The following is a 14,035-nucleotide window of genomic DNA, read 5'->3' on the forward strand; positions in this document are numbered from 1 at the left end:
GGCGTCACGTTTGCGCCCGTTCGCTGCCACGGTCAATGGCCTCGCGCAGGCGGCGTTCAAGCCCGTGGCGTTTGGTTTCGCTGTGGAATTTCAGCCCTGTCAGGTCCTTGACGTAGAACGTGTCGACGGCCTGTTCGCCATAGGTCGCGATCACGGCACTCGCGATGTAGACATGCGCGTTGGCCAGCGTCCGGGTCAGGTCGAACAGCAGGCCGGGACGGTCGCGGGTGTCCACCTCGATGATGGTGTAGATCTCCGACCCTTCGTTGTCGAAGGTGATGGTGGTCGGCACCCGGAAGGCCCGCATCCGTTTCGGCAGCTTGTCGCGGTCGGCCAGCGCGTCGCGCGGAACGACTTCGCCCATCAGGGTCTTGTGGATCATGTTGCGCAGGCGCGGCAGGCGGCTTTCCTCGAACGGGTGACCGTCGCCATCCTGAATCCAGAACACCGCCGTCGCGTAGCCGTCGTTCGACGTATAGGTGCGGGCATCCACGATGTTCGCGCCGACCAGCGCCAGCGCGCCGGTCATGCGGCTGAACAGGCCGGGATGATCGACCATCGCGAAACAGGCGCGGGTTGCATCGCGATCGGGGTCCGGCATCAGGTCGATGCGCACCTCGTCATTGGGAATGTCACGCAGCAGGTTCGCAAAGATCACGTGCGTCGCGGGCGGCAGCCCCTGCCAGTAGGGGCCATAGTGACGCCCCATCTCGCGTTTGACATGCGCCGTGTCCCAGCCCGACAACGCGTCGCGCAGGGACCGTTTTGCCACGTTCTCGCGGGTTTCCCGGTTCACGTCCTCCAGCCCGTTGTCCAGCGCAGAGCGCGTTGCGGCATAGAGGTTGCGCAGCAGCACGGCCTTCCAGTTGTTCCAGGTACCCGGCCCGACGCCCCTTATGTCGCAGACCGTCAGCACCGTCAGCAGGTCCAGCCGCTCGACGGATTTCACCGCCTTGGCAAAGCCACGGATCGTGCGCGGTTCGGAAATGTCGCGCTTCTGCGCCGTGTCCGACATCAGCAGGTGGTAGCGGATCAGCCATTCGACCGTCTCGCATTCGCGCTTGTTCAGTCCCAGACGCGGTGCCACGCGGCGCGCGATCTGGGCGCCGAGGATCGAATGATCCTCTGGCCGGCCCTTGCCGATGTCGTGCAGCAGCAGGGCGACGTAGATGACCTTGCGGTTCACGCCCGCCTTCAGGATACCCGAGACCAGCGGCAGGCTTTCGCCCAGCTCTCCCCGCTCGATCTGGCTCAGGTGACTGATGCACTGGATGATGTGTTCGTCCACCGTGTAATGGTGATACATGTTGAACTGCATCATCGCGACGATCGGGGCAAAGTCCGGAATGAACGTCCCCAGCACGCCAAGCTCGTTCATGCGCCGCAGGGCGCGTTCGGGGTTCCCGTGCTTCACCAGCAGGCCCAGGAACAGCTTGTTCGCCTCCGGGTCGTTCTGAAGCGACGCGTCGATCAAATGCAGGTTCGCCGCGATCAGGCGCATGGCATCGGGATGCAGCAGCGTGCCGGTGCGCATCGATTCCTCGAAGATGCGCAGCAGGTTCATCGGATCGGCGAGAAAGGTCTTGGGGCCCGAGACGGTCAGGCGGTTCTGCTTGATCGCATAGGGCGGCTGGACCTTGGGTTTGCGCCGCAGAAGGCGTTCCAGCATCGGGGCCGCCTTGGCGTGGGATTTTTCCTGCGCGACCAGGAATATCCGGGTCAGGTCGCCGACCATCGTGGCATGGCGAAAATAGGCCTGCATGAAATGTTCGACGCCGCGCCGCCCGCCGCCGTCGGCATAGCCCATCGCCTCTGACACGGCGACCTGCATGTCGAAGGTCAACTGGTCCTGCGCGCGGTCGGCGATCAGGTGCAGATGACAGCGCACGGCCCAGAGGAATTCATGCGCGGCGCGGAAGGTCTCGTATTCTTCCTGTGTAAAGACCTTGTGGCGCACCAGTTCGGAAGCGTCCCGGACGCCGTGGATATACTTGCCGATCCAGTAAAGGGATTGCAGGTCGCGCAAGCCGCCTTTCCCCTCTTTAACGTTGGGTTCGACCATATAGCGCTGACCGCCCTGCTTGCGGTGACGCTGGGCGCGTTCGTCCAGCTTGGCCTGAATGAAATCGGGGGCGGAGGACTTGAAAAGCTCGGTCCAAAGGCGCTTGCCCAGGTCTTCGGCCAACCGTTCGTCACCAGTGAGATAGCGGTATTCCACCAAAGAGGTGCGGATCGTGTAATCCTCGCCCGCAAGGCGCAGGCAGTCCTTGATGGTGCGGCTGGCATGGCCGACCTTCATCTTGAGGTCCCACAGCATGTAAAGCGTGGATTCGATTACGCTCTCCGCCCAGGGGGTGATCTTGTAGGGTGTCAGAAACAGCAGGTCCACGTCGGAATGGGGTGCCATCTCGCCACGACCATAGCCGCCGACCGCGATCACGGACAGCCGCTCGCTGGTTGTCGGATTGGGCAGCCGGTGCAGGTGGTTGCGGGCGACTTCCAGCACCGTCTTGATGATCTGGTCGGTCAGCCAACTGTAGGCGCGGGTGGTCGGCGTGGCGCGGAACGGCTGTGCCAGAAAGGCCTCGCGGATCGCCGCGCGGCCCCGCGCCTGCGCGGCCTTGAGAATTCCCACCGTGGCGGCCCGCAGGGTCCGGTCGTCGGGCACGGCCTTGGTGATCTCGGCCAGCTGAAAGGCGACATCGGCCGCGTCAAAAATCTGCGACGCCGGCAGGATCAGATCCTCCGGCGTCGCGGCGATGGGATGACCGATCGGTTCAGCTGCCAGCACGGCCGAAACTGCGTGGGGCATTTTCAAGGACAACCATCTGGTTGCCGCGCACGGTGGCGATGGCCAGGCCGCGTTCGTTCAGACCCGACGGCAGGAAGCGAAAGATGCCGTTCGTGCCTTGGAAACCCTGGCTGGTGGTCAGGGCCGATTTGGTCAGCGCATTGCGGTTTCCGGTCGCGGCCAGTGCGCCGATCGCGGCGATCCCGTCGTAGGCCAGGCCGGCCAGCGGATGTGGATCGTTGCCGTAGGCCGCGCGATAGCGTGCTTCGAAACTTGCGACAGTGCCGCGATCCGGGACCGCGAACAGCCCGCCCTGCACGCCCGGCAGCGCCAGCGCCTGCGGGGCGACGGACCAGTTGGTCAGTCCGATATACCGTGTGTCGACCGGATTGACGCCCGCCTCGGGCAGGGCGGTCGCGATCAAGGGCAGGTCGGCGTTTGCCCCGGCGGTCAGAAAGACAGCCTGCGCCCCCGCTGCCTTCAGCGTGGCGGCGATCTGCGGTGTTGCCGACACGATGCCTTGTTGGGACAGCGGATAGCTGCCGACCCCGGCGACCTGCGCGCCGTTCGCCTGCACCGCCGAGATGATCGCATCGCGGCCAAGCTGACCGCCAAGGTCGTTGGCGTGGACGACGCCAAATCGCTCGATCCCTGTCTGGCGCGCATATGACACGAGGCGGTTGGCGGTGTTGTTGAAGGTGGACCCGAGGATGAACACGTTTCCGCCGGCCACGGTCGGATTGTTCGACAATGCCAGCACGTTGATGTTGCGCGCGGCCACGGCATTGCCGACCGGGTTCACCGTTTCGCCGTAAAGCGGGCCGACGATGATCTTCGCCCCCTCGTCGGCGGCTTGAGTCGCGGCCTGCGCGGCCATTGCGGGACTGGCCCCGCTGTTGTAGACCCGAAGGTCGATCTGAACACCGTTCAGGTCGGCAATCGCCAGGCGGGCCGCATTCTCGAGGTTGCGTGCCAGGGTCGCATCGTTGGAATCGCCGGACCCGGCTGGCACCAGCAGCGCGACCTGCACGGGCGCATTGGGGTCGATGGCGACACCTGTGTTCGTTTGCTCGTTGATGGGCATGGCCGCACAGGCGGCCAGCCAGGTGAAGGCCAGAAACCCTGTCATGCGCGCAGCCAGCCGGCGCAGAATGGGTGTGGGCGCGGGGGGCAGCAAGGCAATCATCGGCAGCATCCTCTTGTTTTTCGGTCGTTGGAGTGCGACGGGCGTTGTCGTCATGCCCGCAGGTCCCCATTGTTGAATGGCTCGGGCATCATAAGGCAGGGCGCACAGGGGTCTAGGCATGAATCACGAGATCAGACCATTGAGCGCGGGATTGTATCTTGTCGCGACCCCGATCGGGTCGGCCCGCGACATCACCCTGCGCGCGCTCGATATCCTTGCAAGCTGTGACCTGATTGCAGCCGAGGATACCCGGACGGCCCGAAAACTGATGGAGATACATGGCGTTCCGCTGGGCAAGAGACAGGTCGTTGCCTTTCACGATCACAGCAACGCGGGTCAGGTCGACCGCCTTGTCGCAGCCATCGCCGCGGGTCGATCCGTCGCCTGTGTGTCGGAAGCGGGCACGCCTCTGATCGCCGATCCCGGCTATGAACTGGCAGTTGCGGTTCAGGCCGCGGGGCTTCCGGTGACGGCGGCACCCGGCGCGTCGGCCGTGCTGACGGCCCTTGCGGTCGCGGGCCTGCCGACCGACCGCTTCGCATTCCTCGGCTTTCTGTCCGCGGCGGCTTCACAACGCAAGACGCAACTCGCAGAGGTCCGAGAGATGCCGTTTACCTTGGTGATCTATGAATCGCCCAAGCGTGTTCACGATCTGTTAAGTGATGCGTGCGATGTTCTGGGGGAAGGTCGGTCTGCGGTGGTGTGCCGCGAGCTGACGAAGAAGTTCGAGGAGGTGTCGCGCGGAACGTTGGGATCGCTGATGGGCGATTTCGAAGGTCGCGCCGTAAAGGGCGAAGTCGTCGTGCTGATCGGCCGTGCCGGTGCCCAAACCGTGGCGGACGGCGATGTCGAAAAGGCCCTGCGCGACGCGATGACGACGATGCGGGTGAAGGATGCGGCCACGGCAGTCGCCGGCGCGCTCGGGTTGCCCCGCAGGCAGGTCTATCAGACGGCCTTGGATATGGATCGAAAGGACGAATGACAATGTCGACATCGATACGCAGCCGAACGAACTATCATGCGGGCGTCGCGGCCGAGGATATCGTCGCACGGTGCTACGCCGCGCGCGGCTGCGCCGAGGCGGCGCGCCGGTGGCGGGGGCAGGGTGGCGAAATCGACCTCATCTTGCGCGACGGCGATTCCGTCGTGTTCGTGGAGGTGAAGAAAAGCCGGACCCATGCGCAGGCAGCGCAGCGTGTGACGCGTCGGCAGATGGACCGGATCTGCATGGCGGCCTGCGAATTCGTCGGTGGCGAACCGCGCGGTTCGCTGACGCCGATGCGGTTCGATGTGGCGACCGTCGATCAGTCCGGCGATGTGCGGGTCGTGGCGAACGCCTTCGGCGGTTGGTGACGCGCCATTGCGGATCGGTCGGGCCTGCGCCATATCGGTGACGCAACCCGTTCCGAAAGGCCGCCCATGTCTTTGAAAGTCGCGATTCAGATGGACCCGATCGGGCCGATCAACATCGATGCCGACAGCACGTTCCGCATCGCGGAAGAGGCACAGGCCCGCGGCCACAGGCTGTTCTACTACACGCCAGACAAGCTTGCCTATCGTGAAGGGCGCGTGACGGCACGCGGTTGGCCGCTGACCGTGCGGCGGGAAAAGGGAAATCACTATTCACTCGGGGAAGCCGCCGAAGTCGATCTGGCGGATTTCGATGTCGTCTGGCTTCGCCAAGACCCGCCCTTCGACATGGGTTACATCACCACGACGCATCTGCTGGACATGATCCGCGACACGACGCTGGTGGTGAACGATCCCTTCTGGGTCCGCAACTACCCCGAGAAACTGCTGGTGTTGCGGTTCCAGGACCTGACGCCGCCCACGATGATAGCCCGCGACCTCGACACCCTGCGCGGTTTTCGGTCTGCCCACGGCGATGTCATTCTGAAGCCGCTTTACGGCAATGGCGGGGCCGGCGTGTTCAAGCTGTCACAGGGTGACGGCAACCTCGCATCGCTGCACGAGCTTTTTTCCGGCATCAACCGCGAGCCATTGATCATGCAGAAATTCCTGCCGGCGGTCGCCAAGGGTGACAAGCGCATCATCCTGGTCGACGGCGAACCCGTCGGGGCGATCAACCGCGTGCCGGCGGCAGGCGAGACACGGTCGAACATGCATGTCGGCGGCCGACCCGAAAAGGTCGCGCTGACCGACCGGGATCGCGAGATCTGCGCGCGGATCGGGCCACTGTTGCGCGAGAAGGGTCAGATTTTCGTCGGCATTGACGTCATCGGCGACTGGCTGACCGAGATCAACGTGACCTCGCCCACCGGCATCCAGGAACTGGAACGCTTCGACGGCACCAACATCGCCGCGCAAATCTGGCTGGCGATCGAAGCCCGCCGCGTGGACTAGGGCAGTCTGATCACCGGGGCCGAGCCAAGCGGGATCGGTCCCAATGCCATGCCGCCATTGGCAAAGGTCAAGGGCAGCGACAGGGTATCGTCAGCCGACAGCAGGCCGGCCATCGTCCGGATCGTCTGCACAGATTGCGGCGCGATTGCCCCTGTCGCAGCCAGCAGATCGACCACCGTGTCCCACCCCTTGGCCTTCAAGGCGATCTGCCCGGTCGGCAACCCTGCGGCATCCACGGTCAGCGCACCGCTGCCCGTCAGCCGCAGGTCGCCCCAGGTCAGATCGAGGCTGTTGAGCGTCAGTTCCTGGATCAAGGGGCGCGCCGGCATCATCGCATGGCGGTCCAGCGGCCGATCGAGCACCATTGTCGCGTCCGTCGTCAGCCGTGCCGCGCCCGCGGGCAGACCGGGCAGCCCGGCCACGGTCACGAGATCGTCGAGGCTCAGGAAGCCTTCGTAGGTGTTCGGCTGCGGGTCCAGGGCGCGCAGAGCCAGCAGGCTCTTGCCCGCTGACAGTCCAGTCCCCGCTGCGGTCGTGACCGTCAACCCCTGCGCTTCGGCGGTCATGGTGTCAAAGCCGAGCGCCGTCGTGGCCGCGACGGCGAAGCTGGCGCGCAACCCATCGGCGTTCACCGCAATGATCTGCGGACCGACTGTCACGGTCTGACTGGGCGCAAAGACTGCGATAACCTTGTTCGGGCGGTAGGACAGGGCCGCCGTCTCGACCCAAGGGGTCTGCCAGACGAACGTGCCATCCGGCGAGGTCACCGAAAGTTCCCGCGCGGTCACATCAAAGCGAGAGGGAAAGCCGCCCGTTGTCAGGCTCTCGGTCTCGATCCGCCACCCCTGTGCCTCTGCCGCGGCAATGCCGTTTCGCAGGCCGCCGTCAAGCCCGCGGGACGCCAGTACCCAATATCCTGCATAGAGTGCGGCCACGACCAGCACGACGGTCAACAACAGCTTCATGGCGGGCCCTCGCATTCGGTTCGCCCCGCGTTTATAGGGGGCGGGAAGGAAGGACCAGTCACATGCGCTTGTGGGTTTTCGGCTATGGCTCGCTTTTGTGGAACCCCGGTTTCACCCCGGCCGAGGCACGCCGCGCGGTCCTGCACGACTATCACCGCAGCTTTTGCATGTTGTCGATCCACCATCGCGGCACGCCAGAGGCACCCGGTCTTGTGCTGGCACTCGATGCCGTGCCGGGCGGGCAATGCACCGGCATGGCCTTTCGCGCCGAGGATGCAGAGGCGGAACACGTGCTGAAGATGCTGCGGGACAGGGAACTGATCTCTTCGGCCTATCTAGAACGCACCGTGACGCTGCAGACCGAGGACGGTCCGCAGGACGCGGTGGCCTATGTGATCGACCCGCAACACGACCAGTACGTCCAGCTTGATCTGGACACGCAGGCCCGGATGATCGCGCGCAGTACGGGCGGGCGCGGCCCGAACCCCGAATACCTTTATCGAACGGCGGCGCATCTGGATCAGATGGACATCGTGGATCCTGACATGCGCTGGTTGGTGGACCGTGTGCGGGCCTTGACCGTCACCGATTAATCGTTTCCGTTTGCCCCGTAACACACTTAGGCTGTTGACGAATGACAGGACAGGACCGCCCGACGTGACGGATTTCAAGAGGCCCGACGTGCCGCCGCAGTTTTCCCAGCCCGTGCGGCAGATCACATCCATGCTGATCGCGCTGGCGCTGGTCGGGGCGGGGATCTACGTCGGCTTTGCGCAGATGCGGCAAATCTTTCTGTCGAACGCTTACCTGAACGGGTTGATCCTGTTCGTCTTCGTGCTGGGCGTCGGATCGACCTTTGCGCAGGTCTGGCAGTTGATGAAATCGGTGGAATGGATCGAGGGGTTCGCGACCCATCGTCCCGGCCACCAGATCACCGTTGCACCGTCGCTGTTGGCCCCCCTTGCGACGTTGCTGCGGTCGCGGGGTGCGCGGATGCACATCTCCTCGACGGCCGCGACCTCGATCCAGGATTCCGTCGCGCAACGCATCGACGAAGATCGAGAGATCACGCGGTATCTTGGCAACACTTTGATCTTTCTTGGCCTTCTCGGCACCTTTTACGGTCTGGCGACCACGGTGCCTGCGCTGGTCGAGACGATAAGGTCGCTGAACCCCGCCGCAGACGAAAGCGGGGCAGAGGTCTTCGCCCGCCTCCAGCAGGGGTTGGAAAGCCAGCTGGGCGGCATGGGCACGGCGTTCTCGTCTTCCCTCCTCGGGCTGGCGGGGTCGCTTGTCGTCGGCTTGCTGGAGCTTTTTGCCGGACACGGTCAGAACCGCTTCTACCGCGAGCTTGAGGATTGGTTGTCCACGATCACGCGCCTTGGTTTCGCCAGCGGCGAGGACGGTGGCGCGGGCGAGGACAGCGCCATGATGGCGGCCTTCGCCGACCACATGGGTGCGCAGCTGGACACGATGAAAGAGATGTTCGTGCAGGCCGAACAGACCCGGGGCCAGGCCGACGATCACCTTTCGCAATTGACTCGCACCATCGAACGCCTGGTCGACAGCCAGCGTGGCAACGGGGCGAACGAGGCGTTGCTGACCCGCATCGCCGAAGGGCAGGATCGTCTGATCACGCAGATGCAGGATGGTGGCGTCGACGGCCTTGACGCGGAAAGCCGGATGCGGCTGCGGTCCATCGATACGCAGATGCTGCGCCTGCTGGAAGAGGTCGCCGCCGGCCGGCAGGAAACGCTGGCCGATCTGCGCAGCGATCTTGCCGGTTTGACCCGCGCGATCAAGCAGAGCAGGAGGGACGCCTGACGCATGGCCCTGTCCCGTCGCACCCAGCGCATGAACGGCAACATCTGGCCCGGCTTCGTCGATGCGATGACCGGCCTGCTGCTGGTGCTGATGTTCGTGCTGACCATCTTCATGGTGATCCAGTTCGTCCTGCGTGAAACGATCAGTGGGCAGGCGACGCAGCTGGACGATCTGGCGGGGCAGGTGGCGTCCCTGACCAACGCGCTGGGCCTGTCGCAGGCCGAGACGGCGACCCTGACCGAGGACAACGCCGCGCAGTCCGAACGCATTGCCGTGCTGGTCGAGGAACGCGACCAGACCGCCGCCGCGCTGCAAAGCGCGCAGAACCGGATCACCGGGTTCGAGGCGCAGGTCGCGGGACTTCTGGCGCAGCGGGCCGATCTGTCGGCGCAGGTGGCCGGGTTGGAGGACAGCAACGCGGACCTTCTGTCCGAACAGGAGCAACTGACCCTTGCACTGGCCACCGCCCGGTCCGAGGTGGATGCGGAGGCAGAGGCCGCCCGTCTTGCTGCGGCCCGCCGGGACGCGCTTCAGGCGTTGGTCGATGACCTGAACGCGCAGACCGCCGACCTGACGGCACAGACCAGCGATCAGTCTGAGCGGATCAGCGACCTTGAAGCGGCGCAGCTTGTCGATGCCGCCGCCGCCGCCGCGTTGCGAGAACGGCTTGAGACTGCGGATACCGAACTGACTGCGATGACCCTTTCGCTGGAAGAACAGCGCAAGCGGGCCGAGGAGACGTTGACCCTACTGGCCGCCGCGAATGCCGGCCGGGACGCGTTGGCCTCCGACCTGTCCGCCGTGGAATCGACCCGGACCGCAGCATTGAGCGAAGCGGAGCGTCAGGCGGCCTTGCTGGCGACGGCCAATGCCGCCTTGTCCGAAGAGCAGGAGCTGAGCGCCGCGGCACAACGCCAGACCGCGCTGCTGAACGAACAGGTCGCGGCGCTGCGCCAGCAGGTCGGGACGTTGCAATCCCTGTTGAACGTCGCGCAAAGCGAAAGCGAGGATGCTGACGTGCAGATCGAGCAGCTTGGTGCCCAACTGAACACCGCGCTGGCCCGGGTCGCTGCCGAAGAACGCCGTCGCGCGGCACTCGAAGAAGCAGAGCGTGTGCGGCTGGAGGCCGAGAATCAGAACCTCGAACGCTTCCGGTCGGACTTTTTCGGTGAGCTGCGCGGACTGGTCGAAGGGCTTGATGGTGTGCAGATTGCCGGTGACCGCTTCGTGTTTTCGTCAGAGGTGCTGTTCGGCACAGGCGACGCGACCCTCTCGGCGCGTGGCCGACAGGAGATTGCGAAGGTTGCGACCCTGTTGCGGCAGATCGCAGACCGGATTCCCGACAACATCGACTGGATCATCCGCGTCGACGGTCACACGGACGATGTGCCGCTGTCGGGCAACGGCCAGTTTGCAGACAACTGGCAGCTTTCGCAGGCCCGCGCCCTGTCGGTCGTCAAATACATGGAAAGCCTCGGCATTCCGCCCAACCGCATGTCCGCCAACGGCTTTGCCGAATTCCAGCCGCTGAACCCGGCGGACACCGACGCTGCCCGCGCCCAGAACCGGCGGATCGAATTGAAGCTGACCGAACGCTAGTCCAGCGTGACCGTCGTGGTTTGCACATCGAGCGTCTGGCCGTCCCGCCGCATCTCGACCGTGCCGGCATAGTCGCCACGAGGCCAACCGCCCGGAGGCACCCGTCTGCCTCCGGCCCGAAACAGTTGCGCCTGATCGCGGTCCAGCGTCTGCGTATCGGTGAAGACCTCGCCCTGCGGACCCCGGATCGCCAGGGTCACCGAGTCGCCGACCCTGCCGCCAAAGGCGAATCCCCAGACGACCAGACCCGGTGCCGTGGCCGGCATCGTCTGGCGGGCTGCCGTTCCGGCCTTTATCGCGGCATATTCCGGCACAGCGTCACTGAAACCGGCGCTGATTAGCCCGCCGGGCACGAAGGCGAAAGGCGTATTCCAAAGCGTCTTGCCCGATGCGTCGCCACAGGCGTTCGGGGCATCGGGTGCAAACGGGTCGACGACCGCACCGTCCTTGCGCACCGACAGATGGACATGCGGAAACTGCGTCTGCCCGGACAATCCGACCTGTCCCATCACCTGCCCCATCACGACCCTTTGCCCGGTTTGGACAACGACAGAGCCCTGTTTCATGTGGCAATACTGCGTTTCCCAGCCATCGCCGTGGCTGACGACGACACCGTTGCCGCATTCCCGGTCCGCCACATCGGGCGCGCCAGGCATGCCCTGCAAGACATCTGCCATGTCGTTGCGCACGCCGCGCACCGTGCCGGGCGCAGCAGCGATGACATCGACGCCCTCTGCCTGCATCGCCAGAGAGGGCAGGGCGAAGTCGGTCCCCTTGTGCCCGTCATAGGTCAACCGGCCGCACAGGAAATCCTGCGCACCGGAGCCCGGATCGTGATCGACGCCCTGCTGGATGTAGCAGGTCTGCGTCAGATCGCAGTCCAGCGGCGGTATCAAAAGAATGTCCCCCGCAGCCATTGTGGCTGCGAGGGACAGGATCGCGATTGCGCCGTTTCGGATCATTCAGCCGTCAGTAAAGGCGGCTTCTTGCCCGAAATTCGGGCCTGTTCCGGTGCCTCGAACGTCAGGTCCAGATCCTTGCCCTTCACGCCGACCTTGATCAAACCACCCTTCACCAGCTTGCCGAACAAAAGTTCCTCGGCCAGCGGCTTCTTGATGTGTTCCTGGATCACCCGGCCCAGCGGACGCGCGCCCATCTTGACATCGTAACCCTTGTTGCCTAGCCATTCGGCCGCGGCGGGGGTCAGTTCGATATGGACGTTGCGGTCGATCAATTGCGCCTCAAGCTGCAGCACGAACTTTTCGACCACCTTCATGATCACCTCTTTCGGCAACGCGCCGAAGCTGATGATCGCATCCAGACGGTTGCGGAATTCCGGCGTGAAGATGCGCTCGATCGCTGCCGTGTCCTCGCCCTCGCGGGTTTCGCGGCCAAAGCCCATCGCGTTCTTGCCCATTTCGGACGCGCCGGCGTTGCTGGTCATGATCAGGATCACGTTGCGGAAATCGGTCGTCCGGCCGTTGTGGTCGGTCAGTTTCCCGTGGTCCATCACCTGCAACAGGATGTTGTAGACATCCGGGTGCGCCTTTTCCATCTCGTCCAGCAATAGGACGCAGTGGGGGTTCTGGTCGACACCGTCGGTAAGCATGCCGCCCTGATCGAAACCGACGTACCCCGGAGGCGCGCCGATCAGTCGAGAGACTGCGTGCTTTTCCATGTATTCGGACATGTCGAACCGGATCAATTCCACACCCAGCGTATCCGCCAGTTGCTTGGCCACCTCGGTCTTGCCGACGCCGGTCGGACCCGTGAACAGGTAGTTGCCGATCGGCTTCTCAGGCTCGCGCAGACCCGCACGGGCCAGCTTGATGGCGGAGGCCAACGCCTCAATCGCCTGATCCTGACCGAAGACGACGCGCTTCAGCGACGATTCCAGATCCTTCAGAACTTCGGCATCGTCCTTGCTGACGTTCTTCGGCGGGATGCGGGCGATCTTGGCCACGACGGCTTCGATCTCCTTGATGCCAAGGGTCTTGCGACGCTTGGAATCGGGCAGCAGTTGCTGGGACGCGCCCGCCTCGTCGATGACGTCGATGGCCTTGTCCGGCAGCTTGCGGTCGTTGATGTAGCGCGCCGACAATTCGACGGCCGCCTTGATTGCGTCAGAGGTGTATTTCACCCCGTGATGCTCCTCGAAATAGGGCTTCAGACCCTTGAGGATCTTCACAGCGTCCTCGACCGAAGGCTCGTTCACATCGATCTTCTGGAACCGGCGGGACAGCGCGCGGTCCTTTTCGAAATGCTGGCGGAACTCCTTGTAGGTCGTGGACCCCATGCAGCGCAGCTTGCCGCCCTGCAACGCGGGCTTCAGCAGGTTGGACGCGTCCATCGCGCCGCCAGAGGTCGCACCGGCCCCGATGATCGTGTGGATCTCGTCGATGAACAGGACCGCGTCCTTGTGGTTCTCCATCTCGGTCATCACGGCCTTCAGCCGTTCCTCGAAATCGCCACGATAGCGTGTGCCGGCCAGCAGCGCGCCCATGTCGAGACTGTAGATCGTGGCCTTCGACAGCACCTCCGGCACTTCGTGGTTGACGATCTTGTAGGCCAGTCCTTCGGCGATGGCCGTCTTGCCTACGCCCGGATCACCCACCAGCAGCGGGTTGTTCTTGCGGCGGCGGCACAGCACCTGGATGCAGCGTTCGACCTCGTGCGCGCGGCCGATCAGCGGATCAAGGTCACCCTTGCCCGCCTTCGCGTTCAGGTCCACGCAATATTTCGCCAGCGCGGATTCCTTCTTGTCGCCATCGGTGACGCTCTCGTCCTCTTCGCGCGGGGTCGATCCCTGCACGGGGCGGCTTTCGCCGAAGGCCGGGTCCTTCGCCACGCCATGCGCGATGAAGTTGACCGCGTCATAGCGCGTCATGTCCTGTTCCTGCAGGAAATAGGCCGCGTTGCTTTCGCGTTCGGCAAAGATCGCGACCAGCACGTTGGCACCTGTCACTTCGGTCCGGCCCGACGACTGGACGTGGATCGCCGCGCGCTGGATGACGCGCTGGAACGCGGCCGTCGGCACCGCTTCTGATCCGTCGACGTCGGTTTCAAGCGTCGACAGATCGTCCGAGATGAAATCTTCAAGGTCCTTGCGCAACTCATCCAGATCGACCGAACACGCCTGCATCACGCGTGCGGCGTCGGGCTCGTCGATCAGGGCCAGCAGCAGGTGTTCCAGCGTGGCAAGTTCGTGACGGCGTGCATTGGCCAGGGCCAGGGCTCCGTGAATGGACTGCTCGAGCGTCGTTGAAAAAGATGGCACTTCGGGTGCTCCTTGCTATTCGGGGGTCC

11 protein-coding genes are annotated in these 14,035 nt (G+C 64.3%); 6 read left to right on the forward strand and 5 right to left on the reverse strand.

What is annotated here, in order from left to right; all coding sequences use genetic code 11:
- Window positions 1–4: 4 nt before the first annotated feature.
- Both ACOI1H_RS01875 and ACOI1H_RS01880 read right to left on the reverse strand, forming a co-directional pair.
- Window positions 5–2,812, reverse strand: coding sequence for a [protein-PII] uridylyltransferase (locus ACOI1H_RS01875; protein WP_422435096.1), 2,808 nt, complete (start codon window positions 2,810–2,812; stop codon window positions 5–7).
- On the reverse strand, window positions 2,778–3,977 hold the full coding sequence (locus ACOI1H_RS01880; protein WP_422435020.1) for a penicillin-binding protein activator: 1,200 nt from the start codon (window positions 3,975–3,977) through the stop codon (window positions 2,778–2,780). Before ACOI1H_RS01880 ends, ACOI1H_RS01875 begins: the two co-directional genes overlap by 35 nt.
- A gap of 118 nt (window positions 3,978–4,095) precedes the next feature.
- Here ACOI1H_RS01880 and rsmI point away from each other — a divergent pair, with 118 nt between their 5' ends.
- The 3 genes from rsmI to gshB all read left to right on the forward strand — a co-directional run bounded on the left by rsmI (window position 4,096) and on the right by gshB (window position 6,341).
- A complete protein-coding gene (gene rsmI / locus ACOI1H_RS01885; protein ID WP_422435021.1) occupies window positions 4,096–4,959 on the forward strand; it encodes a 16S rRNA (cytidine(1402)-2'-O)-methyltransferase in 864 nt (287 codons plus the stop codon).
- A 2-nt stretch (window positions 4,960–4,961) separates the two neighbouring features.
- The gene (locus ACOI1H_RS01890; RefSeq protein WP_422435022.1) at window positions 4,962–5,330 is read left to right on the forward strand and encodes a YraN family protein; all 369 of its coding nucleotides are present in this window, start codon (window positions 4,962–4,964) and stop codon (window positions 5,328–5,330) included.
- Between the two features lie 66 nt (window positions 5,331–5,396).
- Window positions 5,397–6,341 (forward strand): glutathione synthase, encoded by a 945-nt coding sequence (gene gshB, locus ACOI1H_RS01895; RefSeq protein ID WP_422435023.1) that lies wholly within the window; start codon window positions 5,397–5,399, stop codon window positions 6,339–6,341.
- Here gshB and ACOI1H_RS01900 read toward each other — a convergent pair.
- Window positions 6,338–7,306, reverse strand: coding sequence for a DUF2125 domain-containing protein (locus ACOI1H_RS01900; protein WP_422435024.1), 969 nt, complete (start codon window positions 7,304–7,306; stop codon window positions 6,338–6,340). The two genes, gshB and ACOI1H_RS01900, sit on opposite strands and share 4 nt — an antisense overlap.
- Window positions 7,307–7,368: 62 nt before the next feature.
- Between ACOI1H_RS01900 and ACOI1H_RS01905 the strand changes: the two genes are divergently transcribed.
- The 3 genes from ACOI1H_RS01905 (at window position 7,369) to ACOI1H_RS01915 (ending at window position 10,729) form a co-directional block, all read left to right on the forward strand.
- Window positions 7,369–7,899 carry a gamma-glutamylcyclotransferase gene (locus tag ACOI1H_RS01905; RefSeq protein ID WP_422435025.1) on the forward strand — a complete coding sequence of 177 codons (531 nt, stop codon included), beginning with the start codon at window positions 7,369–7,371 and terminating at the stop codon, window positions 7,897–7,899.
- A gap of 130 nt (window positions 7,900–8,029) precedes the next feature.
- Window positions 8,030–9,130: a biopolymer transporter ExbB gene (locus ACOI1H_RS01910; RefSeq protein WP_422435097.1), complete on the forward strand. Its 1,101-nt coding sequence runs from the start codon at window positions 8,030–8,032 to the stop codon at window positions 9,128–9,130.
- Window positions 9,131–9,133: 3 nt separating this feature from the next.
- Window positions 9,134–10,729, forward strand: coding sequence for a peptidoglycan -binding protein (locus ACOI1H_RS01915; protein WP_422435026.1), 1,596 nt, complete (start codon window positions 9,134–9,136; stop codon window positions 10,727–10,729).
- Here the strand turns inward: ACOI1H_RS01915 and ACOI1H_RS01920 are convergent.
- Both ACOI1H_RS01920 and clpA read right to left on the reverse strand, forming a co-directional pair.
- Complete coding sequence (locus ACOI1H_RS01920; RefSeq protein ID WP_422435027.1) at window positions 10,726–11,691, reverse strand: M23 family metallopeptidase; 966 nt, start codon at window positions 11,689–11,691, stop codon at window positions 10,726–10,728. The genes ACOI1H_RS01915 and ACOI1H_RS01920 overlap by 4 nt on opposite strands.
- A complete protein-coding gene (gene clpA / locus ACOI1H_RS01925; RefSeq protein ID WP_422435028.1) occupies window positions 11,688–14,006 on the reverse strand; it encodes an ATP-dependent Clp protease ATP-binding subunit ClpA in 2,319 nt (772 codons plus the stop codon). Before clpA ends, ACOI1H_RS01920 begins: the two co-directional genes overlap by 4 nt.
- Window positions 14,007–14,035: the final 29 nt, after the last annotated feature.

It is taken from the genome of Loktanella sp. DJP18 (genome assembly GCF_049310965.1).
Lineage (GTDB): Bacteria > Pseudomonadota > Alphaproteobacteria > Rhodobacterales > Rhodobacteraceae > Loktanella.